General features: G+C 65.1%; 21 protein-coding genes. 12 read left to right on the top strand and 9 right to left on the bottom strand.

All coding sequences use genetic code 11. The features are described from left to right. Positions 1-181 precede the first annotated feature (181 nt). The 5 genes from PX52LOC_RS15230 (at position 182) to PX52LOC_RS15210 (ending at position 7,303) form a co-directional block, all read left to right on the top strand. Entirely contained in the window at positions 182-2,641 is a 2,460-nt protein-coding gene (locus PX52LOC_RS15230; RefSeq protein ID WP_149110919.1) for a DUF2461 family protein, read from the top strand. A gap of 264 nt (positions 2,642-2,905) precedes the next feature. Next, complete coding sequence (locus PX52LOC_RS15225) at positions 2,906-3,544, top strand: HNH endonuclease (RefSeq protein WP_149110918.1); 639 nt, start codon at positions 2,906-2,908, stop codon at positions 3,542-3,544. Positions 3,545-3,651: 107 nt separating this feature from the next. After that, the gene (locus PX52LOC_RS15220; RefSeq protein WP_149110917.1) at positions 3,652-4,629 is read left to right on the top strand and encodes a DNA-methyltransferase; all 978 of its coding nucleotides are present in this window, start codon (positions 3,652-3,654) and stop codon (positions 4,627-4,629) included. A gap of 6 nt (positions 4,630-4,635) precedes the next feature. After that, a complete protein-coding gene (locus PX52LOC_RS15215) occupies positions 4,636-5,445 on the top strand; it encodes a PaeR7I family type II restriction endonuclease (protein ID WP_149110916.1) in 810 nt (269 codons plus the stop codon). 316 nt (positions 5,446-5,761) lie between these two features. Then, positions 5,762-7,303 carry an Hsp70 family protein gene (locus tag PX52LOC_RS15210; RefSeq protein ID WP_149110915.1) on the top strand — a complete coding sequence of 514 codons (1,542 nt, stop codon included), beginning with the start codon at positions 5,762-5,764 and terminating at the stop codon, positions 7,301-7,303. Here PX52LOC_RS15210 and PX52LOC_RS15205 read toward each other — a convergent pair. After that, on the bottom strand, positions 7,281-7,505 hold the full coding sequence (locus PX52LOC_RS15205) for a hypothetical protein (RefSeq protein ID WP_149110914.1): 225 nt from the start codon (positions 7,503-7,505) through the stop codon (positions 7,281-7,283). The two genes, PX52LOC_RS15210 and PX52LOC_RS15205, sit on opposite strands and share 23 nt — an antisense overlap. 83 nt (positions 7,506-7,588) lie before the next feature. On the opposite strand from PX52LOC_RS15205, the gene PX52LOC_RS15200 reads away from it, so the two are divergent. Further along, complete coding sequence (locus PX52LOC_RS15200) at positions 7,589-9,037, top strand: KamA family radical SAM protein (protein ID WP_149110913.1); 1,449 nt, start codon at positions 7,589-7,591, stop codon at positions 9,035-9,037. Positions 9,038-9,136: 99 nt separating this feature from the next. Continuing rightward, on the top strand, positions 9,137-10,159 hold the full coding sequence (locus PX52LOC_RS15195; RefSeq protein WP_149110912.1) for a D-alanine--D-alanine ligase family protein: 1,023 nt from the start codon (positions 9,137-9,139) through the stop codon (positions 10,157-10,159). A gap of 55 nt (positions 10,160-10,214) precedes the next feature. Here PX52LOC_RS15195 and PX52LOC_RS15190 read toward each other — a convergent pair whose 3' ends face one another. The 4 genes from PX52LOC_RS15190 to hslV form a co-directional block, all read right to left on the bottom strand. After that, complete coding sequence (locus PX52LOC_RS15190; RefSeq protein ID WP_246173731.1) at positions 10,215-10,991, bottom strand: alpha/beta hydrolase family esterase; 777 nt, start codon at positions 10,989-10,991, stop codon at positions 10,215-10,217. Between the two features lie 64 nt (positions 10,992-11,055). Next, positions 11,056-12,657: a serine/threonine-protein kinase gene (locus tag PX52LOC_RS15185; RefSeq protein WP_149110911.1), complete on the bottom strand. Its 1,602-nt coding sequence runs from the start codon at positions 12,655-12,657 to the stop codon at positions 11,056-11,058. Between the two features lie 117 nt (positions 12,658-12,774). After that, positions 12,775-14,127, bottom strand: a complete 1,353-nt coding sequence (gene hslU / locus PX52LOC_RS15180; protein WP_149110910.1) for an ATP-dependent protease ATPase subunit HslU — start codon at positions 14,125-14,127, stop codon at positions 12,775-12,777. Then, on the bottom strand, positions 14,127-14,660 hold the full coding sequence (gene hslV / locus PX52LOC_RS15175; protein ID WP_149110909.1) for an ATP-dependent protease subunit HslV: 534 nt from the start codon (positions 14,658-14,660) through the stop codon (positions 14,127-14,129). The genes hslU and hslV overlap by 1 nt, the downstream gene beginning before the upstream one ends. Before the next feature lie 260 nt (positions 14,661-14,920). Between hslV and PX52LOC_RS40535 the strand changes: the two genes are divergently transcribed. Both PX52LOC_RS40535 and hemC read left to right on the top strand, forming a co-directional pair. Further along, positions 14,921-16,039, top strand: a complete 1,119-nt coding sequence (locus PX52LOC_RS40535; RefSeq protein WP_168219007.1) for a hypothetical protein — start codon at positions 14,921-14,923, stop codon at positions 16,037-16,039. Positions 16,040-16,111: 72 nt separating this feature from the next. Then, positions 16,112-17,056 (top strand): hydroxymethylbilane synthase, encoded by a 945-nt coding sequence (hemC, locus tag PX52LOC_RS15165; RefSeq protein ID WP_149110907.1) that lies wholly within the window; start codon positions 16,112-16,114, stop codon positions 17,054-17,056. Positions 17,057-17,291: 235 nt separating this feature from the next. On the opposite strand, the gene PX52LOC_RS15160 is transcribed toward hemC, so the two are convergent. Then, positions 17,292-17,963 carry an RNA polymerase sigma factor gene (locus PX52LOC_RS15160; RefSeq protein WP_149110906.1) on the bottom strand — a complete coding sequence of 224 codons (672 nt, stop codon included), beginning with the start codon at positions 17,961-17,963 and terminating at the stop codon, positions 17,292-17,294. Positions 17,964-18,142: 179 nt separating this feature from the next. On the opposite strand from PX52LOC_RS15160, the gene PX52LOC_RS15155 reads away from it, so the two are divergent. Beyond that, complete coding sequence (locus PX52LOC_RS15155) at positions 18,143-18,475, top strand: hypothetical protein (protein ID WP_149110905.1); 333 nt, start codon at positions 18,143-18,145, stop codon at positions 18,473-18,475. 32 nt (positions 18,476-18,507) lie between these two features. On the opposite strand, the gene PX52LOC_RS15150 is transcribed toward PX52LOC_RS15155, so the two are convergent. Both PX52LOC_RS15150 and PX52LOC_RS15145 read right to left on the bottom strand, forming a co-directional pair. Further along, positions 18,508-19,938, bottom strand: coding sequence for a WD40 domain-containing protein (locus PX52LOC_RS15150; RefSeq protein WP_149110904.1), 1,431 nt, complete (start codon positions 19,936-19,938; stop codon positions 18,508-18,510). A gap of 330 nt (positions 19,939-20,268) precedes the next feature. Next, positions 20,269-22,887: a hypothetical protein gene (locus PX52LOC_RS15145; RefSeq protein WP_149110903.1), complete on the bottom strand. Its 2,619-nt coding sequence runs from the start codon at positions 22,885-22,887 to the stop codon at positions 20,269-20,271. A gap of 179 nt (positions 22,888-23,066) precedes the next feature. On the opposite strand from PX52LOC_RS15145, the gene PX52LOC_RS15140 reads away from it, so the two are divergent. After that, positions 23,067-23,726, top strand: a complete 660-nt coding sequence (locus tag PX52LOC_RS15140; RefSeq protein ID WP_149110902.1) for a DUF2760 domain-containing protein — start codon at positions 23,067-23,069, stop codon at positions 23,724-23,726. A 9-nt stretch (positions 23,727-23,735) separates the two neighbouring features. Further along, a complete protein-coding gene (locus PX52LOC_RS15135) occupies positions 23,736-24,257 on the top strand; it encodes a hypothetical protein (RefSeq protein ID WP_149110901.1) in 522 nt (173 codons plus the stop codon). 25 nt (positions 24,258-24,282) lie between these two features. On the opposite strand, the gene PX52LOC_RS15130 is transcribed toward PX52LOC_RS15135, so the two are convergent. Further along, positions 24,283-25,800: a serine/threonine-protein kinase gene (locus tag PX52LOC_RS15130; RefSeq protein ID WP_149110900.1), complete on the bottom strand. Its 1,518-nt coding sequence runs from the start codon at positions 25,798-25,800 to the stop codon at positions 24,283-24,285. Between the last annotated feature and the right edge of the window lie 69 nt (positions 25,801-25,869).

The following is a 25,869-nucleotide window of genomic DNA, read 5'->3' as shown; positions in this document are numbered from 1 at the left end:
TGTCCAGCACAACATCGCGCGGTATTTTCAAATTGTCCCGCCGTTAGGCTACTTTGGTGACTGGGCGACGCTGAAGCGGTCTGCGGCGGGACACTTTCATTTCTCGAAAGCATTTTCTCCACATCTTCGTTACAATCCCTACTGTTGCTGATTTGGTTGCTCCTGCTGGCTGGACTGGCTCATGTCCGTCGTTCACGCGGAAGGATCGTCGCTGCCCTTGCAGCCGCTGCTGACGGCGCTCCGGGCGGAAGGCCATTCGGACCGGACGGTGCCATCCCTTGATGCCGACATTCTGGACACACACGATCCGCAAACCTTCCTCGACCACCTGATTGCCTTCTACCGACGGGCCGTGCCACAAGGGTGGCACGAAGAGAGCCTGCGACGTTCGGCGTCGCTGTTGCGGTATGCCGTGGCCCACGTCCTGCGCGGGACCGACCCGCTGCCGCAACGGCTGGACCGCTGCCTGGAACCGGACGGGGCGTACTTCATCCCCGGCCTCGGCCGCGAGTTCTGGTCGGCGGTCGCGCAGTCGCTGGCCCCGCGAACGCTGCCGCGATGGATTCCCTCGGTGGAAGCCGGCGCCCGCCGCGCCGGCCTGATTGCCACCCGCACGCCGAACGGTTCGCCCGCCGCCTTCGCTGAGTTGTGCGATGCCTACGCGCGACTGCTAGCATCCACGCCCGACCTGACGGCCACCGATCTGGACGACCTGTTCCACCGTATCGCCGGCATGACCGACCGCGAGTTACCGCCGTCGGTCGCGGACGACAAACCCCGCCGGATCGAATCCACCCTGCGAGAAATTCGCACGGCAGTTCCCCTGCGGAAGCGGTTGAAAGACCACGCCGGCACGACCCCGCCACTGACGCCCGCCGCGTGGACCGGCTTGCGACAACTCGACGACGCCTTCCCGGAAGGGCTCGACTCGGCAGACGAAACCACCCTACTCGCGGAAGCGGTCACACAGTTGCGAGACCGCTATCGAGTTCACTCGCTCGAAGTCGGCGACCTGCTCGAACGCCTCGCGGCCCCCGGCGAACGCCCGAACCTCGCACGGGCCTTCCACGGCTTCTGCGGCGACAGCTTCCACTTCCTCCGCGACCTCGCCGCCGACAACCGCCGCGAGTGGATGGACGCCCACCGCGACCGCTACCAGTTCGCTGTCCGCGAGCCGATGGTCGAACTCTGCGAGGCACTGACCGAACGATATGTGCGGCCGATTCTCGAAAAAGAGTACGGCTGGGCCATCGAGTGCGAGCCACGAACGGGCAAGGCCCTGACGAGCATCGTCAAGAACGACTACGGCCAGACGACGCCCTACGTGCCGGAGATGTGGCTGACGTTCTACCCGAAGGCCGGCCCGGCCCGGCGGGCAGACGCGCAACTCTTCGCGCGACTCGACGCGACCGGCTTGAGCTTCGGCTTCCACCTCGGCCGCACCGCCCGCGAGGCCGGGAAGCGACTGCGGACCGCGGTGCAACAACACGGCCCCTTACTGTTCGACGCCCTCGCCGCGACGACCGCGACGGCCCTGAACTTCGGCGACGGCCCGATCAAGTCGGCCGATGACCTTCGAACGTGGGCCGCGAAGAAAACGCTCTCCGCGAGCCAGCACCTTCTGCCCGACGCAGCCCTGTTACGCCGGGACGATCTCGTCGGCGAAATCTTGCTCACGTTCGACCGTCTGCTACCGCTGTTCGCCGCGGCGGTGGACGAGAACCCCCTGCCGGTTCTCCACCGCCGGGCCGGACGACCGGAGGCGAAAGCAGTCTTCGACGACGAATCCTTCCAGACCAGCACGCTGCTGTCGGACGTTTGGCTCGACCGCGTCCGCGGGTTGCTCAAGTCGAAGAAGCAACTCATCCTCCGCGGCGTCTCCGGCACCGGCAAGACTCACGTCGCGAAGTCGCTCGCCCGCCTCCTGACGCGCGACCGGGCCGACGCCGTGCGGTTCGTGCAGTTCCACCCCGGCTACAGTTACGAGGAGTTCGTCGAACGCCCCACCGATGCCGAGGGGAGCGTCCGTGACGGCGTGCTGCTCGGGTGCGCCGCCGAGGCGAACCGCCGCCCGGCCGAAACCTTCGTGCTGCTCATCGACGAACTGACGCGGGCCAACTTGCCTCGCGTCTTCGGCGAGTTGCTCTACCTACTCGAATACCGCGGCGAGGCGGTGACGCTGCCGTACTCGAAGCGAACCTTCCGCCTGCCGAGCAATCTGCTCATCCTGGCAACAGCCAACCCCGGCGACCCGACCGCCGACACGCTCGACCAGCCGCTCCGCCGCCGGTTCGCCTTCATGGACATGCCGCCGGACGCCGCCCTGCTCGCTCGCTGGTTCGCGGCCCACCCGCCGGCCGACCCCGACCCGACGTTCGGCCCACGGCTACTGAAGTTCTTCGAACAACTGAACGCCCGCATCGCCCGCGACTGCGGCAAGGAATGGCAGCTCGGCCACACACCGTTCATGATCCCCGACCTGACCCGCGACAAGCTCGCCACCGTCTGGAAGCACCACGTCACGCCGCTACTCGACGCCAGCCGCGGCTCCGCCGACCTGCTCGCCAGCTTTGACCTCGACCGCTGGTTCGGCTCAGAAAAGCGGCCGATCGCACCGCCCGAAGCCCTGCCCCCGTTCTGACCCGGCGTGAGCGGGCCGCGCCTCGCCACGCCCAGACACGACCCGCTCACGCCGGGTCGCTCGCCCCTTTCGACTTATGAACGATTCATGAACTTCCCCCGATTCCCCTCGGCCAGCCTATTGCGGGGAGTGAAACCGCCGCGGTAGAATAATTGCATGCCGTGGTTGAACCTTCTTTCTCAGAGGCGCGTCACTTTCGACGAGGCGTCGTCGGCCGCGTATTGAACCTGCGGCCGGTGACGGCCGCGAAGGGGGACACCTGTCATGAACTTCGGTCTGCACTCGGCTCTGGACTCGAGTGTGCTCGTCCTGAACAAGATGTTCATGGCCGTGCACGTCATCTCGGTCCGCCGGGCGTTTTGCCTGCTCTGCAAGGACGAGGCGGAAGTCGTCTGGATCGAGGACGGGAGCTTCCTGTCCTACGACTTCGCGAGCTGGCTGGAGGTGAGCGCCGCGAAGGAGATGTTCGCCGCGCACGGCGACGAGGACGAGTGGGTCCGCACGCCGACGGTGGAGATTCGCGCCCCGCGGGTCATCCGCCTGCTGGACTACGACCGCATCCCGAAGCAGGCGGTGAAGTTCAACCGCCGGAACATCTTCGCCCGCGACCACAACCAGTGCCAGTACTGCGGGAAGAAGTTCTCGACGACGGAACTGTCGCTCGACCACGTCATCCCCCGCAGCCAGGGTGGCGGCACGTCGTGGGAAAACATCGTGTGCGCCTGCGTGGACTGCAACGTCCGCAAGGGCGGCCGCACCCCGCGGCAGGCGAACATGACGCTGATCCGCAAGCCGGAGAAGCCGAAGCGCAGCCCGATCCTGAACGCGAAGATGGCCCAGAAGAAGTACCGCTCGTGGCAGTCGTTCCTCGACAACGCCTACTGGTCGGTGGAGCTGAAGTGACCCGAAGCCCAGACTTATCTGACCAGCGGGAAGTCTGGGCTTCCTCGTTTCATCTGGTTTTCATACCGTAGTCGGCTGTTCGAAACCGGTTCCGACTAGGCGCTGTGATGTTGCAAACGACGGCCAACCTTGACATCCACGAGTACCTCCCCGAAAAACTCGGCGACTTGAGCGACATTCAGAAAGCCATCCCTCGCATCGCGAAGGATACCCGCCTGACGGCTATCATCGAGCGAACTCTTTCATCCATTCCCACTCAGCACAACCTCTATCGAGGTGACGCTCGAGAGATGCCGCACCCCGAACGCGAAACCGTTCACCTCGTGCTAACATCGCCTCCGTACTGGACACTGAAGGAGTACAACCCGGGTGAAGGCCAACTCGGATACGTCGAAGACTACTCGCAATTTTTAACCGAACTGGACAAGGTCTGGCGGCGATGTTTCGACCTACTCGTGCCCGGGGGACGTCTCGTCTGTGTCGTAGGAGATGTGTGCCTCTCGCGCCGAAAGAACGGCGGGCGTCACACGGTCGTACCGCTCCACGCATCGATTCAAGAGCACTGCCGTCCGCTCGGGTACGACAATCTCGCCCCGATCATCTGGCACAAAATTGCCAACGCTTCCCTTGAAGCAGAGGGTAACGGCTCGCCGTTCATGGGCAAGCCCTACGAACCCAACGGCGTAATCAAGAACGACATCGAGTTCATTCTGATGCAGCGAAAGCCAGGCGGATACCGTACGCCGGATCTGGCGACCAAAATTCTCAGTGTCATCCCCGAGGCGTTGCACCGCGAGTGGTTTCAACAGATTTGGACCGGCGTAACGGGCGCGTCCACACGCCACCACCCCGCCCCCTATCCCGTCGAATTGGCCCGGCGACTTATCCGGATGTTCTCGTTCGTAGGGGACACCGTCCTCGATCCGTTCTCGGGAACGGGCACGACGACCTTGGCCGCGTCGCAGTGCGGGCGCAACAGTATCGGTTACGAGATTGACAAAGACTACCTCGCGTACGCCCAACGCCGAGTACGGGATAAGACCTCGGGGCTATTCACTGCGTCCGCGGTTACGGTCCATCAGTGAGCGAGTATGAATATTCTCCTCGACAACCTGGACAAACGACTGGCAAAAGCCGTCAAGCACTTCTGGCAGTTGCGTGGGGATCAGGCCCAGTCCCAGGGTGGTGTTCGGGGCGATAAGGACAGAGGTGATCGTGGTGCCGTCACGGGCGGCAAGCACCTGGACGGTTTTCGCGGACTCGTGGCCGATCTCCTTATCGCATCTGGTTTGAAGGATGCAACGATCTATTGGCGGAAGAAAACGGAACTTCCCGGTTGGTTTCGCGCAGAGAAGAATTGGGATCTCTTGGTAGTTGCCGATAACAAGCTTGTTGCCATCGTCGAGTTCAAGTCTCACGTCGGTTCGTTCGGGAACAATTTCAACAACCGAACAGAAGAAGTTTTGGGGAATGCAACGGACCTCTGGGCGGCTTATGAAGAGGGCGCTTTCAAGCCGTCGGAACGACCCTGGCTCGGCTATTTGATGTTGCTGGAGGACGCACCCGGCTCAAATACACCAGTGCGGGTCAAGGAACCGCACTTCGACACGTCCCCCGAATTCCAGAATGCGTCTTACAGAGTTCGATACGAGCAACTGTTGACGAAGTTGGTACGGCGTCGACTCTATGACGCCGCATGTTTCATCACGTCCTCTCGGACCGCGGGACGGAAGGGAACGTACAGCGAGCCGAGTTCAGAGTTGAGCTTCCGGACGTTCGTGACCTCACTTTTGGGAAGAGCAATCGCGGTTGCCCAAATGCAACCCCCTGGCCCAACTGATATACCGAAAGTTGAAGTCGGCCCAGTAGCAGAACCGCCGCCCGAAATGGGCGGTGAGTGAACACGAGCTGCATATCCAATTCGAGCTCATCCTTCACTTGTACAGCCCTTCGCGACCAGGGGCACGACCTCTCGTGATCTCGTCCGCGATGACGCCGCAGTCAATGCCGATGGAGAACAACCGACGTTCCTACTCGTTCCGCGGTTCTGGTAGCAGCGCGCTGAACACGGGCGGAGGGTTGCGACCCCGACCGGCGTCCTTGCGGGCATAATTCGCGGCCGCTCGGTAAATTCCCCGGCTCCCCTCTAACACCGCCGCGGCGCCGGTCATTACAATTCCAGCACTCTCGCGCTCATCCCCCGAACCCGGACCGCTCATGTCGATTGTCGGCATCGACCTCGGAACCACATACTCGGCCATCGCCACGCTCGACGACCGCGGGCGGCCGTACACGCTGCCCAACCGCGACGGCGACTTGCTCACGCCGTCGGCGGTCTACCTGACCGGCCACGGCGAGGCCGTCGTCGGGCAGCCGGCCCTCGACGTGATGATGGAACACCCCGATCAGGTGGCCACGCTCATCAAGCGGAAGATGGGCCTGCCGGAGTACGGCCGCACCGTCAGCGAGCAACAGCACCGCCCCGAGACGCTCGCGGCCGTCATCCTGCGGAAGCTCGTGCAGGACGCGGAAGCCCAGATCGGCCCGGTGAAGCAGGCCGTCATCACCGTGCCCGCGTACTTCGACGACAGCCGCCGCAAGGCCACGATGGACGCCGGCAAGATCGCTGGGCTGGACGTGATCGACATTCTCGACGAGCCGTCGGCGGCGGCGTTGGCGTACACGATCCAGACGGCGGCCACCGGGGCGATCCCCGAAGGGGCGCCGAAGACGGTCATCGTCTACGACCTCGGCGGCGGCACATTCGACGTGACCCTCGTGCAGCTTTCGAAGAAGAAGTTCCGCGTCCTCGGCATCGAAGGGGACGTTCGCCTCGGCGGCAAGGACTGGGACGACCGCCTCGCGAACCACGTGGCCGACCAGTTCCAGCAGCAGTTCGGCAGCAACCCGCGGGAAGACGATCAGTCGATGGCCCTCCTGCACGCGGCCGTCGAACGGGCGAAGCGGACGCTGTCGAAGGTCGAGAACGCGACCGTGACGTGCGTCCACGCCGGGCAGCGGATGTCGGTGCCGGTGACGCGGGAACTGTTCGAGAACCTCACGCGGGACTTGCTCATCCGCACGCGGCTGACGACGCAGCAAGTGGTGGCGAGCGCCGGGCTGACATGGGACCGCATCGACAAGGTGCTGATGGTCGGCGGCTCGACGCACATGCCGATGACGGCGAGAATGCTCCGCGAAGTGACCGGCCGCGACGTGGACCGCTCGCTCGCGGTGAGCGAAGTCGTGGCCCGCGGTGCGGCGGCGCACGCGGGCATCGTCGCGTCGAAGCTGGCGAACGCCGCCCCGCTCGCGGCCGGTTCCGCCATCGCGGACATCGTGGAAGTCAGCGTGAACGCGCACAGCCTCGGCGTCGAGATTCGCCAGGGCGAGGAGAAGCTGAACAACAAGCTCATCCTGAAGAACACGCAGCTACCGGCCGCGACGAGTCGCGTCTACTACACGAACAAGGATGGGCAGACGAAAGTCCGCGTGCGGATTTTGCAGGGCGAGGCGAACCAGTCGGCCGCGTGCATCCCCATCGGCGACTGCTGGATCGACGGCTTGCAAGAGGGGATGGTCAAGGGCGCACCGGTGCAGGTCCGCTGCGGCGTGGCCGCCAACGGGCGGATCGAAGTGATGGCGTTGGACATGACGAGTGGCAAGATGGCGAAGGCCGAGATCCACCGCACCGGCGGCCTCGACGACGCGGCCATCCAGCGCGAGTCCACATGGCTCATGGGGCTGAAGATTCAGTGACGAACGACTCGGTCCACGTCAGCAGTGATGAATTCCCGACGAAGATGTTCCACCCCATTTCGCGCGCGCGCATTCGGGTGGTAGCGACGGTGGCGCGGAAGTTGCGCGACATTCCTCGCGCATCGCGCATGATAAACTTGTTTTTCTCGAACGAGACGTTAGGATTCTTCCTTGAAGAAACTTGTGACGTGTCCTCGCGCACGACACACAAGTCCTTCCCCGCCGAGTGAGTGGCGACCGTCGCCTTCGCCCGGGAAGTCGAGACCTCTGGAGGTCCGAGTTTTTATGTTCGAGTCCGATACCCGCGACCCGCTCGCCAATCCTTCGGCCCCTCCGGCCGTGAGCGGGTTCGACGACGAAGAGCCTCCGAGTCGTCCGCGGCGAAACCCGACCTGGAACGACGTCCCCGATCACCAGTGGGACGACTGGCGGTGGCAAACTCAAAACTCCGTCCGCTCGGTCCGCCAACTCCGCACGCTCCTCCGCTTCTCCCCGGAAGAACTCGAAGCGCTCGGCGAAATCGAGAGCGACTTCAAGATGGCGATCCCGCCGTACTACTTCTCGCTGATCGACCCGGACAACGCCGCCGACCCGATCCGCCTTCAGTCGGTCCCTTCGCCGCTCGAAAGCCAATCCGACTTCGAACTCGAAGACCCGCTCGAAGAAGACAAAGACTCGCCAGTGCCGGGGCTGACCCACCGCTACCCCGACCGCGTCTTGATGATTACGACGCCGAACTGCTCGATGTACTGCCGGTACTGCACCCGGAAGCGCGCGACGCTCACCCGCGGCGGCTGGGAAGGCGTGAGCAAAGACGATGAGCGGATGATCGAGTACGTGCGGAAGAACCCGCAGATCCGCGACGTGATCGTTTCGGGCGGCGACCCGCTAACCTTACCTTTGGGTAAGCTGCGGTATTACCTCGACAACCTGAAAGAGATCGACCACGTCGACGTGATCCGCATCGGCACCCGCGTGCCGGTGACGCTGCCGCAACGGCTGTACGATCAGGAACTGCTCGATCTGCTGGCGGCCACCGAGAAGGTGTACATCCAGACGCACTTCAACCACCCTCGGGAGATCACCCCCGAGGCGGCGAAGGTGTGCAAGAGCCTGCTCCGCCACGGCATGCCGATCAACAACCACGCGGTGCTGCTCAAGGGTGTGAACGACAGCCTCGAAACGATCCGTTCCTTGCTCCGCGGCCTGCTCCGCATCAAGGTTCGCCCATACTACCTGTTCCACTGCGACCCGGTGACGGGTGCCGGGCACTTCCGCACGAGCATCTGGAAGGGTATGCAGATCATGGAGGGCCTCCGCGGCCACATGAGTGGCATCGGCATTCCGACTTATGTGGTGGACAGCCCCCAAGGCGGCGGCAAGATTCCGCTGATGCCGAACTACCTCGTCAGCATGAGCGACGATGCGGTGATTCTTCGCAACTACGAAGGCATGCTCATCCGCTATCAGGCCGAGGACAAGTCGAGCACGCAAGAGGCGACCGCCACCCGCGGCGTCAGCGGCCTGTTGCAAGGCGACAAGACCTCACTGATGCCGGAAGGCAACGAGCGGATGGCCCGCCGGCGGAAGTTGCAAGTCCTCGACCCCGGCTACGAAGCCGGCAGTTGCGGCGACGCGGGCCAACCGCCGGTGGAGCAGCAGCGCATCCTGTCGCTGCCGGTGATGAAGAACGGCACGAACGGAACGAACGGCCACCACGCCGCGACCCGGTAAATCTCGCCGCAGATAAACGCCGATGAACGCCGATCAAACCTCGGATGGTTTTGATCGGCGTTCATCGGCGTTTATCTGCGGCTCAAATTTGGTGACACCATGCACGTCGGAATCGCCTTCGACCTCAAGCCCGCCGCCCCGCTGCCGGCCGACGCGCCGGACGACCTGTACGAAGAGTTCGACGCGCCGGTCACGATCCACGCCATCGCCGACGTGCTGACGAGTCTCGGCCACAGCGTCTCGCTGCTGCACGACGGCCGACCGCTGCTCGAAACGCTCCTCCGCAACAAGCCGGACTTCGTCTTTAATTTTGCCGAGGGCACGGGCGTCGGCCGGTCGCGCGAGGCCCGCGTGCCGGCCGTGTGCGAGATGCTCGACATCCCGTACACCGGGTCGGACCCGCTTGCCCTTGCCGTGGCCCTCGACAAGGGCCTGACCCGCCGCATCGTGCAGACGGCCGACGTGGTCGTGCCGAAGGGGCTGACGCTGAAGTTCGACGCGGCCCCCTACGACGGCGACTTCTCCGAGTTCCCGGCGATGTTGGAAGCGAGCGAACTGCCGCTGCCGGTGATCGCGAAGCCGACGTTCGAGGGATCGAGCAAGGGCGTCCGGAACCGCTGCCTCATCCGCACGCCGGAAGAGTTCGGCCCGACGGTGATGAAGCTCTGGGAAGACTACCGTCAGCCGGTGCTGGTGGAAGAGTTCATCGCGGGCACGGAAGTCACCGTCGGCGTCCTCGGGAACGACCCGCCGCAGGTGTTCGGCCTGATGTCGATCACGCCGAAGGAAGCAACGGAGCACTTCGTCTACAGCCTGGAAGTGAAGCGGGATTACAAGCAGCAGGTCGATTACGCCAGCCCGCCGGCACTGCCGGTGCCGGTGTTGCGGGCCGTTGAAGCGGCCGCCTTGATGGTCTTCGACGTGCTCGGCTGCCGCGACGTGGCCCGGTTGGATTTCCGCGTCCGCGACGGCGTGCCCTACTTCATCGAGATCAACCCGCTGCCCGGCTTAAACCCGGAGTCGAGCGACCTCGTGATTCTCGCTGGCCTCATCGGTGTCTCGCACGCAGACCTCATCACGCGCATTGTGAATGCGGCGATGACGCGGGCCGGCCTGGCCTGATCACTGCCGGTGTGTCTTGCCAACCTGAAGGGCCGGGAAACAATTGCTCACCCGCTCACTTCTTCTCCTGGCTCTGCAAGAACTTCACGATCAGCGCCGGGGCTTCCTTCGGGTAGGTGTGGGTGCCGGGGTGGACGAACGTCACCACCGGCGTGCCCTTCTTCGACGGGTACTCGGTCGCCGTCTTCTCCCACGGCTTCCCCTCGGTCTCGCACTCGTTCAGCTTGCGGACGTAAGTGATCGTTGCCTTCTGCCACTCGAACTTCACCAACTCGTCTTTCTCGCCGGCCACGATCAGCGCCGGCTTCGGCGTCAGGCTCTTGCTCGTCGCCACGCCGCCGGTCGCGGCCGACGGGGCCATCGCTGCGAATACGTCGCCGCGCTTCGCCCATAGCAGATAGGTGAACGAGCCGCCGTTCGAGTGGCCGGTGCAGTAGACCCGTTTCTCATCGACCTTATGCTCCTTCTTCAGCCACGCCCAGACCTCGTCGAAGAACTTCAGGTCGCGGTCTTCTTGGTCGCCGGCGGCGTGCTGCCAGCCCGCCCGCTTGCCGTCGAGGTCGGTCAGTTTGCCGGGCGTCGGCAGCCCTTGCAGGTAGACGCAGATGGCTTCCGGCCAGAGTTCGTGCAACTTGAACGAGTTCGCCGCGTTCTTCATCGACCCGCCGTGGCCGTGGAAGCCGAACACCACCGGGGCGGCCTTCGACGACTTAGTCGGGAGTGCGATCAGTCCCTCACGGGCAACGCCGTTGACCTTCCACTCGTGCCGGGTCGGGTCGGCGGCAACAACGGCGGGTGCGAGAAGCAGCAGAGCGAGGAGTGCGCGGAGCATGGGGGAACTTCCCGTTAAGAGTGCGGACGAATGCCCACCCGTCGCAACGGGTTGGCATCGAGGCTTATTCCTTCAACATCGTCGCCGGCGAGCGGAGCTTCTCCAACGCCAGGGGGAACTTCTCCCCCTTCGGCAGATTGTCGGCGTCCCGCTGCACGGCCTCCGCGACGGCCAGCACCAGATCGCGGTGTTCCATTAAGAACTGCTGCAACAGCCCCAAAGCGAGCGGCTTCCGCAACGGATCGATTGCACTGCGGAACGTGGCGATCGAATCCTTTGCCTTGTCCTGGTGCGCCTGTACGATCCCGATTCCGAGCCGCGAGACGGTCGCCTGGACCGGGAACTGCGGGTTCACCGGCCGGGCGCGGTCGGGCTTCTCGTGCTCCAGTTGATGAAACACCTTTTCCGCCTCCGGGTATCGGTGTTCCTTCACGTAAAGCAGGCCGAGGTCGATGCTGGCGTCGATCACCTCGGCCGCTGTCGCGGCACGCTTGTCGAGCCTTGCGAGTAGGTCGCTCTCGCGGGCACTGATCAGCTTCACCGCCTCCGGCAAGCGTGCGGCCGGAAGGCCGGGCTCCGTTGGGCCGGCCATCGCCGCGGCCGGCGGGTGGAGGCGGCCGAAGAGGAACCAGCCGCCGGTGAAGACGCCGGCCACGGCCAGGGCCGCGAGAATGCGCACCGGCCATCGCGACGGCGGTGGGACGAGGGGCAGTTGGGCCGTGGTCGTCGACGGCAGTGGCAGCGACAGGCCGAGGCTGGGCAGTGTTGCCGGCCCGACCGCCAGCATTTGCGTGAAGCCGAGCGCGTGGCCCTCTCGCAACTTCGCCACGTCGCGGAGGATTTCCTTCGCCGACTGGTAGCGGTCGGTTGGTCTTTTCGCCATCATCTTGTGAACGAGGGCGCACAAGTCCGCCGGCAGGTCGGGGCGAACCGCGTTCAGCGGCGGCGGTTCCTCGTTGACGTGTTTCATGGCCACGTCGATGGCGTTCGCCCCGGTGAACGGCGGCTCGCCGGCGAGCAAGTGGTACGCCGTCACGCCGAGGCTGTAGATGTCGCTGCGGTGGTCGGTCGCCTGACCGCGGACCTGTTCCGGACTCATGTAGAGCGGTGTGCCGACCGTGACGCCGGACTGCGTGAGGTTCAACGGCAGTTGTTCCCCCTGCGTCAGTCGCGACAGGCCGAAGTCGGCGACCTTCACCTCGACCTTCCTCGTCAGCAGGATGTTCTCCGGCTTGATGTCGCGGTGAACGATGCCGAGTTCGCTGGCCCGCTGGAGGGCGGCGGCCACCTGGCGGAGGATCGACAGGGCGATGGTCAGTTCCGGCGGCCCCTTGCGCTCGAGGTAGTCGCGGAGGTTCAAGCCGCGAACGTATTCGAGGGCCATGTACCGCAGGCCGTCATTCTCGCCGATGGCGAACACCTGGACGATGTTCGGGTGGCTGATCTGGGCGATGGCCTCGGCCTCGGCCTGGAACCGCTTGAGGGCCGTCTCGTTCTGGGCGAGGTGCGTGTTGAGCAGCTTGAGGGCGACTTCACGCTTCAGCGACAACTGGCGGGCGAGGTAGACCTGCCCCATGCCGCCCTGGCCGAGCTTCCGCTGCACGTAGAAGTCGCCGAGCGTCTTCCCGGTGAGATCCGGCGGCGGGTCGGGGGTGGGATCGGGCATGAGAATAGGATACGGACGCGGCGCGCGAGCCGAAAGGCGAGCGGCCCGGCGTGAGCGAGCCGTGTCTTGTGGGGTGTGAGACACGGCCCGCTCACGCCGGGCCGCTCGCCTTTGCGATTACAAAATGTACTTGCTCAGGTCCTCGTTCCTCGCGATCGGGCCGATCTTGGCTTGCACGGTGCCGGCGTCGATCGTCACGGTCTTGTCGGCCAGGTCCGGCCCCTCGAAGCTGTACTCCTCAGCCACCTTTTCCAGAATCGTGTGCAGTCGCCGCGCGCCGATGTTCTGCGACGTGCGGTTCAACTCGAAGGCCACGTCCGCGATCGCGCCGACGCCGTCGGGGGTGAACGTCATCTCCACGCCCTCGGTCTTCAACAGGGCACTGTACTGCTTCGTCAGCGAGTGCTTCGGCTCGGTGAGGATGCGGAGGAAGTCGTCGCGGGTCAGGTCGGTTAGCTCCACGCGAATCGGGAAGCGGCCCTGCAACTCGGGCATCAGGTCGCTCGGCTTCGAGACGTGGAACGCCCCGGCCGCGATGAACAGGATGTAATCGGTCTTCACCGGGCCGTACTTCGTGTTGATCGTCGTGCCTTCAACCACCGGCAGCAGGTCACGCTGCACGCCCTGCCGGGACACGTCGGGTCCGCGACCGCCGCCGCTCTCGGGGCCGCACACCTTGTCGATCTCGTCGAGGAAGATGATCCCGTGATTCTGCACGAGGTCGATCGCCTCCTCGGCCACGAGCGAGCGGTCGATGAGGGCTTCCGTCTCCTGCTCCAACAGGACTTTGCGGGCCTCCTTGATCGGCACCTGCCGCGGCTGCGCGTTCTTCGGCATGATGTTGTCGAACATGTTCTGGAGGTTCACATCCATGTTCTCCATGCCCATGTTGGAGAAGATCTGCACCGGCGTCGTCTTCTGTTCGACCGTCAGTTCGACGACCACGTCTTCCAGTTCGCCCGCGAGTAATCGTATGCGGAACTTTTCGCGGGTACGGCCGCGCTTCTCGTTCTCCTCCGTCTCGGCGTCCGGCTCCCACGGGGCGAGTTTCTTCGCGGGCACGAGCAGGTCGAGCAACTTCTCGTTCACACGGTCGGTGGCCTTCGACCAGAGCCGCTCGCGCTGGTTCTGCTTCACGAGGCTGATGGCCGCTTCCATCAGGTCGCGGATCATGCTGTCCACGTCGCGGCCGACGTAGCCGACTTCGGTGAATTTCGTGGCCTCGATTTTGATGAACGGCGCGCCGACCAACTCCGCGAGGCGGCGGGCGATCTCCGTTTTGCCGACGCCGGTCGGGCCGATGAGGATGATGTTCTTCGGCGTGACGGCCTTCCGCAAATCCTCCGGCAGTTGTTGCCGCCGCCAGCGATTGCGGATGGCGACGGCGACGGCCTTCTTGGCCGCGTCCTGCCCAACGATGTGCTTGTCAAGTTCGGCGACGATCTGCTTGGGCGTAAGTGAGTCGGCCATCAGTTGAACTCCACCATTTCGATGCTCTTGTTCGTGTAGATGCAGATGTCGCCGGCGATCTCCAGGGCCTTTCGCGCCACCTCGCCAGGCTTCATTTGCGTGTGCGCGATCAGTGCCCGGGCGGCGGCGAGGGCGTAGGGGCCGCCGCTACCGATGGCCAGCACGCTGTCCGTCGGGGCGATCACGTCGCCGGTGCCGCTGACGAGCAACAGGTTCTCGCGGTCCATCACGACGAGCATCGCTTCCAGCCGCCGCAACACGCGGTCGGTCCGCCACTCCTTTGCCAACTCCGTCGCGGCACGGGGGACCGAGCCTTGATGGTCCCGCAGTTTCGCCTCGAAGCGTTCCAGCAGCGAGAACGCATCCGCGGCGGCCCCGGCGAACCCGGCGATCACCTTGCCGTCGTAGAGTTTGCGAATCTTCTTCGCGTCGTTCTTCATGACGATCTGGCCGAGCGTCACCTGGCCGTCGCCGGCCATAGCAGCCCCGGCCGCGGTTCGCACCGCACAGATCGTCGTGGCCCGCATCCGCATGTCAAATCTCCGGCCGGTCGCGGCGAATACCCCAATGATGCGCCCCGTACCGCAACTGGACGCGGCCGAAGCGTTTCCTCGTTCGCGATTTACAGCGGCGGTCGGTGTCGGACATGATAGACTGCCGACGGCCGGGAGGCAGCGAGGGGAAACGGATTTCGGTGGACCGATTTCGTGAAAACCGTGAGAATGCGGGTGGTAGAATACCACGACAACGGTTCATCCGTTGGCCCTAACATCCGAGGGTGGAGGACTAAACCATGAATCGATTGTTCCGAGGTTTGGCACTGACCGTCGCCCTCTTCGCGGGGGGCCTGACCGCCCTTCCCGCCCGAGCGGCGGAAGAATCCGGCACGATGAAGGTCGATGACGGCGCAAGCCTCTTTTCGACCGACGGCGTCAGCAAGGCGAAGGAAGCGTTCAACGGGACGACGTTCAAAAGCCCGACGCACCTGTTCGTTTACACGGTGAGTAGCATTCCCGAGGGTAAAAAGGCCGATTTCGACACCGCGAAGAAGGACAACGACTCGCGGAAGCGGTTCTTCGCGAGTTGGGCGAGGGAACTGGCGAAGTCGAAGGACCGCAAGGGCGACGTCTTCGTTCTGCTCTACCACACTGAGAAGAACTACTACGCCGTCACCGTGACGGACGAGCAAGTGGATCGGTTCCGGAGCTTCCACGACAAGAAGGCCGGGGAAGTGAGTTCGGTCTTCACCCGCGCGATGAAAACGCAGCTCGATCAAAAGCTGGCGGGTGACGCGGCGAAGAAAGAGATGGACGCGGCCTTGGTTTCCGCGACCGAGTTGGTGATCTCGGACCTCAAGGATACCTCGGCCCCGGAAGCGGGCCACAAGGCCAGTCCGAACCATAACGTGGCGGCAGACCACAAGGGGAGCGGCGTGGGCGGCTGGATTTGCATGATCGCGTGTGTCCTCCTCGGCGTGTGGCTCGTCACCGCCCTCATCCGTGCCTTCACAGGCGGCGGTGGTGGGGGTGGCGGCTACGGCGGTGGGGGTGGGTACGGCGGCGGCGGTGGGGGCGGCGGCTTCTTCAGCAGCCTGCTCGGCGGGATGTTCGGGGCGGCCGCGGGGATGTGGATGTACAACAGCTTCTTCGGGGGTAACTCCTACCACAACGACGCAATGGCCGGCGACTCTTACGGCAACGACAACGGCTCGAACACCGACACCGGCGACGGCAACTACGACGGCGGGGCCGAAGGCGGCGACGGCGGCGGCGACTGGGGTGACTCGGGCGGCGATGCTGGCGGCGGTGGCGACTGGGGCGGCGACACCGGTGGCGGCGGCGACTTCGGCGGCGGCGGTGGTGACTTCGGTGGCGGTGGTGGCGACTTCGGCGGTGGCGGCGGCGACTGGTAAAGCCACCTGAGATGAACCTTCAAAGCCCGCGGATGAACGTCCGCGGGCTTCTTCTTTTCCTAAACTTCCTCCATGACAACCCCTCTGAAACTCGGCACCCGCGGCAGCCCACTCGCCCTGTGGCAGGCCAACCACGTCGCGGCCCTCTTGCGGCCGATCCTCGACCCGCGGCCGGTGGAACTCGTCCGCATCGAGACGCACGGCGACCGCGATCAGGCGTCGGCCCTTTCGCAGATGGGCGGCTTCGGCGTCTTCACGAAGGCCATCCAGAACGCCATCCTCGACAAGACGGCCGACGTGGCGGTTCACAGCTTGAAAGACCTGCCGACGATCCCGACCGACGGCGTGATTCTAGCGGCCACGCCGGAACGCGCGCCGAACGGCGACGCCTTCCTCTCGACGAAGTACGGCCGCTTCGACGACCTGCCGAGCGGCGCGACGTTGGGCACGAGCAGTCTCCGCCGCCGCGCTCAGATTTTGAACTACCGCCCCGACCTGCGGTTGGTAGAACTCCGCGGCAACGTGGACACGCGGTTGCGGAAGCTCGACGAACAAAGCCTCGACGGCATCATCCTCGCCGAAGCGGGCCTATTACGGCTCGGCCTCGGTTCGCGGATCACGGAAATCCTCGACCCGACCTGGATGCTACCAGCCGTGGGGCAAGGGGCCATCGGCCTGGAGTGTCGGGAGGCAGACGCGGAAACACGGGGCATTCTGGAAGCGATCAACCACGCGGAAACGTGGTCCCGCGTGCTGGCCGAGCGGGCGATGCTGTGGACGCTCGGCGGTGGCTGCCTCGTGCCGATCGGGGCAACCTCGAAACTAGCCGACGGCGTGCTGACGGTTCGCGGCGCGGTGCTGTCGCCGGACGGCCGCCGTCGCATCACGGCCACACACCGCGGCCCGGCCGACACGCCGGTAGCGGTTGGACAGGAACTCGCGGCGAAATTGAAGGACGAAGGGGCGGAAGAAATGTTGGCAACCGGCATTGGCGAGCGGGGGGCGTCAGCCCCCTGATTCTAAACTGCTCTGGGTTTTCCGGCCTGAAGGGCCGGTTCTGTCAGCCCAGGCCGAAGGCCTGGGTAGGGTTTAGAAAGAATTTCGGCCCTGAAGGGGCCGTTCATTCCCGCAGGCCGGAATGAACGGCCCCTTCAGGGCCGGGTCGTTTGTATCATCGCTACCCAGGCCTTCGGCCTGGGCTGACAGAACCGGCCCTTCAGGCCGGAAAGCCAGTTGCGCCGCATCCCGCCGGCTATTTTGCCTCGCCCGTCTTGATCTCCGCCTTCTTCTCGGGCTTGCGGGACGCGCGAACTTGGGCCGGCGTCAAGGCGGCGATGTCCGTGCGGCTCTTGCGGTACTTCCGCAGCTTCTCGCGAGCGCGGGTGAGGGCCGCCCCGATCGTGTTCACCGGCACACCAGTTTCGGTGCTGATCTCTTCGTACGTTCGGCCTTCCAGGTAGAACAGCCGCACGATCTCGCGCTCGCGGCCGGACAGTTTCCGCAGGAGGCGGTCCACCTCGTCGAGCCGTTCGAGGCTCTTCAACTCGGCGACGGTCCCTTCCGCGGAATCAGGCACGTCCTCGACCTTCGCGTCGCCCTTGCGGATCGCGTCCCGCACCGACTGGCGGCGGGTCAGTTCGTGAACGCAAATGCGGCGGGCGATGACCGTCAGGTAGGTGGCGAGCGTGGCGTTGCCGCGGAACTGCTTGAGCACCTTGTAATCGTCGGCGACGATCTGCAACAGGATTTCGGCCGCGATGTCTTCGACGTCTTCCGCGTTGACCTTCGAACTCCGCAGGTGGGCCGTGTAGCCGATGACGTGGTAGAGCAGGCTCAAGTAGCGGTCGACGAAATCATTCCACGCCCCGGGCTGTTTCTTCAAACAGCGTTGGAGCAGGTCACGGTCCACGGGTGTCAGCGCCACGCTTGTGCCCCCCGGCCACGGGTGCGATTGGAGAGTATCTCTACTTCAACCCTAGCGGGAAAACCGCCGGGACTCAACGGCGAACCGCGAACTTGCTCGTTTGTACAAGTGCTACTTACAGCACGACCGGCAGGGTCTTCCAGGGCCGATCAGCCTCCGCACGCGAAAGGCGTTTTCCGATGCCACCCCCCGACGCCCCCGAACAACCCGCCTCGGGCATCCCGACCATCGTGCTCGGGTGCGGCATCCTGGCAAGCGTTTTCGGAACGGCGGCCCTCTTGGTCCACCTGCGGCACCCCATCGACGGGATCCTCCCGTTGATCGTTCCCGTCATCGTGCTCGGCGTTGGGTTGACCGGCATTTGGCTCAAGTGGAAACTGCGGGGCGAACTGCACCCGCCGATCCGGGTGGGCGAGGTGCCGACCGATGTACCGGGGCCGTGGTACCCCATCGCGATCGTCGCCATCGCCCTCTTGCTGGGCCTCGGGATGGTACTCTTCAAGAAGTTGTAGAAGACCGCGAAGTGCCCTCTGGCACCCGTGTATTACTTCTTCTCGTCCTTCTTCGGTTCCGCGTCGGGCGGCAGCATCGCCTTCACGAGTTGCCCGTTCGTGCCGTTGTACAGCCGCACGATGCCTTCCTCGCCGCCGGTCGCCACGAGGTTACCATCCGGGTTGGTCGCCACCGCGTACAAGAAGTCCTGACTGCCGGCGTAGCTCCGCATCGAGCCGCCGTTGTCGCCGTTCCACAGGACGGCCGTCTTGTCGCCGCTGACGCTCAGGAACGTCTGCGTTTTCGGCACGAACGCCAACCGCGTGACTTGTAGCTTGTGGCCCGGGATGTCGCGGGCCTTCTCGCCCTTCTCGTAGTCCCACACCTTGAGAATGTTGTCCGCCCCAGCCGAGACGAGTTTCTTGCCGTCAGCCGTCCAACCCACGTCGAGGACGTGGTGGGTGTGCCCCTCGAACGACTTCACGAACTTGCCGCCCGGCACTTCCCACACCTTCACGAACTTGTCTGCCCCGCCGGTGGCGAGCAACTTGCCGTCCGGCGAGAAGCAGACGCCGAAGACGGTGTCACTGTGGCCGCTCTTGACCTCGAAGGCGAGCTTGCCGGTGGCGGCGTCGAAGACCTTGACCTCGCCGTCCTCGGTCGGGGCACCGCCGCCGGTGGCAAGGAGCTTGCCATCGGGCGAGTACGCGATGGCCACGACGCGGTCGGCGAATCCGCCGATGCGCTGACGCACCGTGCCCTTCTCGGCGTCCCACAGCGTCAACTCCTGGAAACTACCGCTGGCGAGCGTTTTGCCGTCCGGCGAGTACGCGAGCGACTCGACGAGCGAGATGTGCGCGGAGTTCGCGACCTTGCCGGCAGCGGTCTTCAGCGTCGGGTCGATGAGGGTGGACTTGAACGCCCCGGTCTTGCCGTCGAAGAGGTGAATCTGGTTGCCGCGGCCGGCCGCGACGACGGCCTTGTCGGCCTTCTCCGGGCTGATGGCGACGGCCCGCACCGGCTTGACGAGCGCCGGCGGCAGCGTCAGCACGACCGTCGGCCGCGCCTTAATTTCCGGTCCGGCGGGGCCTTTTGCCCCTTGCTCGATCCAGAGCTTCAAGACCGCGACCTCGTTCGCCGTCAGGTCGTTCTCCTCCGCCTTCGGCGGCATCACCGGGGCCTTGTTGTGACTGGAATAGAGGTACAGCGGACTTTCGGCCGGCTTGCCGGCGATGATGGCGACGCCGCGTCGCCCCCCCTTCATGAGTGCCGGGAACGTGCCGATGTCGAACTTGCCCTTTTGCTCCGACCCGGAGTGGCAGACGGTACACTTCGCCGCGAAGATCGGCTGCACGTCCTTCGCGTAGTCGATCGGCTCCTTCCGCGTCAGCGTGGCCGGCGCGATCGGCGTGAGTTTGGATTCTTTCTTCTCCTGGCCGACGGCGACCGCGGGGAGAAGAAAGAGGAGAGCGAGTGATCGCATACTATTCTCCGATTGGGTGTGTATCTGCAGTGAGAGTTAGCGTCCGTGGCGTCGCTTCTTGACGGACCACTCGGAGCATCTGATACGTAACAACGAGAGTGACAATAAAACCCAACCCTATCTCCTGTAGGAATTTCACGAGCAAATCGACCTGCTCCAGTTCGTGCCCCTTCCAGTGTTCGGCCGTGGCCCGACCTGAGACGCCGAGCAATCCCATCACGGCTCCACAGACCAGTGCGTAACAAATCCGAAAACGGACCGATTCGAGGCGGACTGTGGGTTGGATCACATGATGCTCGTTCAGAGCGTCACCTTGTCTTACGCTGTCGGTCATTTCGTCACGTTCAGATTAAACTTCGATTCGTGCTTCGTCTCGTACTGGCCGTCCCATTTCGCGACAGCCGTTACGCCGACGTTGTTGAGGCCGCCGATCTTCGCGTCCTTCGCGGCCGTTAGCTTCACTTTCGCTTCGCTCGCCCCGGCCGGGATGGTCGCGTCCTCGACGGTCACGCCGACGGCTTCCTTGGGCAGTTGCACCTTCACCACGAACGGGCCGTCGAAGTCGAACTGCCGGTCGATGCGAACCGTCACCTCGGCGGTCATACCTTGCTTGAGGTTGCCCGGCGATTGGGCCGACAACCGGCCGAGCGTCGTCGGGATCACCTTCACCTCGAACGGGGCGGCGAACGCGAGGACGGTCACGTCCTTCTTGTCCTTGCCCATCGGGTCTTTGGCGAACTTCACCGTCGTCTCGCCGCGGAGCGGGATGGCGTAGGTGCCGGGGGCGGCGTTGTTCCGCACGTCCACGACGATCGCGCCCTCGGTCTTGTCCTTCGCGATAGGCGTCGGCGTCGGCTGGCCGTTGTTCACGCTCACGGCCGCCTGGTTCATGTTCTGCTGCGTCGCGTCCATGAACACGTTCACCGCCCCCGCGCGGGGCTCCTTGTCCTGCCACGTCACCTTCACCGGCACCGTGATCTTGTCGCCGGCCTTCACCACGATGGGGCCGGTGAACTTCTGGTCCTTGCCGTCCACCTTCACCGTGGCGGCACTCAGGTCGGCCTTGATGCGGAAGGGCGACTTGTCGCCGCGGGTGGCGAGTACCAGCGTCTGATCCAGGCGGGCGACCGTCGGCACGTTCTGCTGGTTCGGCAAGCCCCAGGTGATTGTTGCCGGGCGGGCATCGCGGGCTACGGTCTGGCCGTTGATCGTGGCCGACACCTTCACCTTGATCGCGGTTTCAGTGTCCTTGAGCGTGTCGGCCGCGGAAAGGACGAGCGTGCCCCACTTCTGGTTCGTGCCGATGGTCGCGGGCGCAGCCGTGACGCCGGGGGGCAGGCTCTCGGCCGTCGCGATGACGGGGCCGGTGAAGCCGCCGGTGCGTTCTACGAACACGTCGAACGCGACCTCGCCGTCCGGCCGGGCCGTGACGGTGGCCGGGGCTTCGCGATTTCGCGGCATCACCACCGCCCGGAAGTCGGGCTTCGCCGGGCTGATCCGCAGCCGGTAAAAGCTCCGCGGGCCGTAGCTGACGTTCGCATCGCGGCTGCCCACGAGGATCAGGAACGTGCCGTCGGCCGGGGCGGTGAACTTGAACGCAACCGGGTCGCTGTTCCGGCTGAAGAAGCTCGTCGGGTGCAGCGCTTCCACGTCGTCGTCGAGCGTGTTTTCGCTCGCGATGTCCTGTTTGGTGGCCGCGTTGCGGATCGTCAGGAACCCGTCCATCGCGGAACCGATGCGGTCGGCGAACAACTCCACCATGAACACGTCGCCCTTCTTCGCGGTGAAACTGTACCAGTCGCGGTCGTACCGTTTCTCGATCATCCCCGCGAGTTCGCACGGCACCGTGAGCGGCTCGGCCGTCTCGGGCTTGTCGTTGTCCGTCGCCTTCTCCAACGTGATTAGCCCGGCCGCGAGATAGATCGGCACGGCGTTTGACCCCGGCAGCCGGTACTCGAAGCTGTCCTGTAATCCGGTCGGCGGGTCGATCCGTCGGCGAAACTGCGTTTGCCCCGCCTGGATCGGCGGCGTGACGGACGCGGTGATCGACTCGATCGGCCGGCCGTCGAGCATCATGCCCGCGACCGGCTTTCCGCCCGGCAGGTTGCGGCCGTACACGGTGACGCTCGTGGCCTTACCCGGTTCGACCATCGGCGGGAACACGGCGTCGATCCACGGGGCGGTCGTGATCGTCAGCCGGTAGAAGTGGTCGGCACTGCCGGACTGGTGGGCGAACTCCGTGAGGCGAACGAGGTACTCGCCGTCGGCGGGAATCGTCACGTCGGCGAGGGCGTCGGCGTCCTGGTAATTGCGGGCGTTCGCGATCCTCCTGCCGTCCGGGGCGAAGACTTCGATCAGCGGCTTCAGCTTGCTGTCGATGCTGCTCGCGGCACAGTGGATCAGCACCCGCTGCCCGGCCTTCGCCGTGAACGCCGTGTAATCCACATCGACCTGATTGCTGACGACGCCGTTCACGACGCTGTTGAGTTCGACCTTCTGGGCCTCGCCGGTGTCGTTGTTCGATTCCTTCTCGTTCACCTCCGGCTTGTCGCCGATGACGAACAGCCGCGGGTTGCTGACGCCCCACTTGTTGACGACGCGCACGTCGTACGCCCCCGGCGGCACGTCGGCGGCCACGCTGATCTTGAACTTCGCCTCCGTCGGCGGGGCGGCCTTCTTACTCATCTTCGGCGCGTCTTTTTTCTTCGCGTCCATCGGCGGGTCGGCCGGCGGCGCGACGAGTTCGCCCTTGATGCCGGGGTGCGAGAACAGCAGTCCGGTGGCATCGTCGAGGTCCGTGCCGAGCGTGGTGACGTCGACCGCGGTGCCGGCTTTCGCTCCGACGGGGAAAATCGAGTTGATCCGCGGTTGGGGCAGCAAGTTCTGCGGCTGTTGGCCGAGCGCGACCGACGCGACCAAGAACGCGACCGCGAGGAGAGGTCGTCGCATGGGGAGAGACTCCGAAGGCAGACGCGCGTGGAAGCCGGCGCGAGAGCGGGCGGGCGGCCCGCGGGGGTAGGTAAGAAGATGGTAAACCGCCGGACGGCGAAGGTCAAGCGGCGACCGTAATCCGTACAACAGCAACGTGCGGCCTTCCGCGAAAGTTGCTCTGAACAAAGGAATCGGCGATGGAATACCTGCTCGGATTCGTGGTCGGTCTGATAGTCGCGGGCTTCCTGTTCACGGTGGTGATGATCGCCCGCGCGGGTAGCATCGGGAAGGCGTCGTGGGGGCTTAACGTCGCCGGCCGGTCAAACATCGATCCCACCTTCGGGAACAAAGTCAACGAACTGATGGGCCTGCCGCCACAGTCGATTCCCGCACCGAGTTCTCCGCCGCCGGCAGCAACCTCGCCCCCACCCCCGCCGCCCGCTTCCACGGCCAAGTCCAAGCCGACGATCACGAAGCCGACCGGCGAACCGCTCCGCTTGCTCGCGCTCCTGCAATCGGAAGCCCGCCTCCTCGACTTCTTGCTGGAAGACATCGGCGGCTACCAGGACGCGCAAGTCGGCCAAGCCGTGCGGGACATCCACCGCAAGGCCCAGGGCGTGCTGAAGCAGCACCTGACGCTCGAACCGATCGTCGCCGGCACGGAGGGCGACAAGGTGACGGTCCCGGCCGGCTTCGACCCGTCGGCCATCCGCGTCCTCGGCAACGTGACCGGTCAGCCGCCGTACACCGGCGAAGTGCAGCACCCCGGCTGGCGCGTCCGCGAGTTGAAGCTCTCCCCGCTGCCGGCCGGCCAGGACGCCTTCGTGGTGCAACCGGCTGAAGTGCAACTGGCGTAAGGGAGAAGAATGGCGAGCGAGCGAGTATTCGATTTTCGACGCATCCTCGCCGATGAGCGGGACCCAACGCACCCGCGGCTGGTGGCCATGATCCTCCTCATGTCGATCCGCGACGGGGCGGACCTGATGGTGATCGAAACCGACCCGACGCCGAGTCTCGTCGCAGCCCGCATGGGTTATCGGTGCGGGATCACCTGGTACGAGATGATTCCGTGCCCTCATCGAGAAGTGCAGTACGTCTTTCGGGCTCTCTTGCCCTACCTGCGGCTGTACCACCCAGCTCGGTCGATCTGGGGTCGCGTCGGTGCCGGGCTTACAGGAAGCCGTTCGACGATTCGCACGGGCACGCTGTCGCTCGTGCTGGACGAACCGCTGGGCGAAGTTGTCGTAACGGAGCGAGTTCACGCGGGGCATATGACCATCACGTTTCAGCTACCGCTACTGCCCGAAAGCCGGTCCCGTGCAGCGGCCGCCCTTACGACGGCCTGCGGAGAATCGCTCTCGGTCGAGTTCCCGCATACGCCGGATTGACGACGCAGGTCAACGAGAGGCCGATTCACCCCGCGGCGGCCAGCCGGGAAAGCCGCCGCAGGTGGGCCGAGATCGTCACGAGCGAGACGCCCCACATCAGCGCGAACAGGAACGCGGACGCCATCGGACATGCCGTCATCGCGAAGGGCAGCAGTAGGAAGCCGGCCCCGAAGGCGTAGCACCAGCCCCAATACTGCGGGCCGAGGGCGACGAATGCCACGCCGGCCATCAGGGTGAATTGCACGTAGTCGTGGTACGACGGTTCGCCCTGCCGCAAGATGATCGTGTCCACCAGTCCGACCACGACGCAGCCGACCAGGTACCCCGCCCACAGGGCCACGAGGAACCGGGAACTGGCCGACCCCACCGCCCGCCCGGCGTAACGGTAGACGACAATGGGAACGCCGAACACCCGCACCAGCGAGCACGACACCCCGACCGCCTGCGGCACGACGCCGTTCATCCACAGGCCCATCGCGCAGTCGGCGCACACCATCAGCACGGCCAGCCACAGGAACAGCGTCGAGTACGCGGCGAACTCGGCGGCGTGCCGGCCGCGGTCGAGGGCCGCCCACACCCCGCCCATGCTGCTTCCGCGGACGGATGCTAGCGGGCGTTCGCCGGCCAAGTGCCGACGGAGGTCGGCCGCCAGTGCCCCGGCCGTCGGGTACCGCTCCTGCGGGTTCTTGGCCAGGCACTTCGCCACCACCGTTTCCAGGTCTCGCGGCACCGCCGGCGCAAACGCCCGCACCCGCGGCGGGGACTCTTCGCGGATCTTCTCCAACAGTGCCAACACGTCCTTGCCGACGAACGGCACGCGGCCGGTCAGGCACTCGAAGAGGATCACGCCGAGGGCGTACACGTCCACCGCCGGGCCGACGAATTTGGTTTGCCCGGCCGCCTGCTCCGGGGCCATGTACGAGGGCGTGCCCATGATCGCCCCGGTCGCGGTCAAGTCGGTGGTGCCACGCTTCGCGAGGCCGAAGTCCACCACCTTCGGCACGTCGGCCGCGTCGAACAGGATGTTGTCCGGCTTCAGGTCGCGGTGGACGATGCCCAACCCGTGGGCGGCCTCGACGCCGTCGGCTATTTTCGCCAGCAACTCGGCCGCGGCGTGGGGCGGCATCGGCCCGCCATCTTTCAGCCGCCGAGCGAGCGACCCGCCGATCAGGAATTCCATCGCGAAGAACGGCCGCCCGTCGTTTTCGCCGACCTCGTACACCTGAATGACGTGGGGGTGCCGAATCGCCGCGACCGCCTCGGCTTCGCCGAGGAACCGAGCGACTTCCGCCCGGCCGGCGTAGGCCCCGCTCAGGACCATCTTCAGGGCAACCGTCCGGTTCAATCCGCTCTGCACCGCCTTGTAGACGACACCCATACCACCGCGGCCGAGTTCGTCCCCCAGGACGAAGCCCGACACGACCGCGCGGGCCGGCGGCGGGACAGTCGCGAAAGCCGACGGTTCGGTCTGGGCGAGCGTGGTATCGGGCGACGGCGGGGTCTGTTCCAGCGTCCGGTCGGGATTGTGTGACGCCGGTTCCATGCCCGATCACTCGCGTGCGGAAGGGGTTCGCGGCGGTATCATACTCGTGGACGTGCGGGGCCGCGAGTG

The organism is Limnoglobus roseus (assembly GCF_008254045.1).
Taxonomy (GTDB): domain Bacteria; phylum Planctomycetota; class Planctomycetia; order Gemmatales; family Gemmataceae; genus Limnoglobus; species Limnoglobus roseus.
This window is presented reverse-complemented; position numbering and strand designations above follow the sequence as displayed.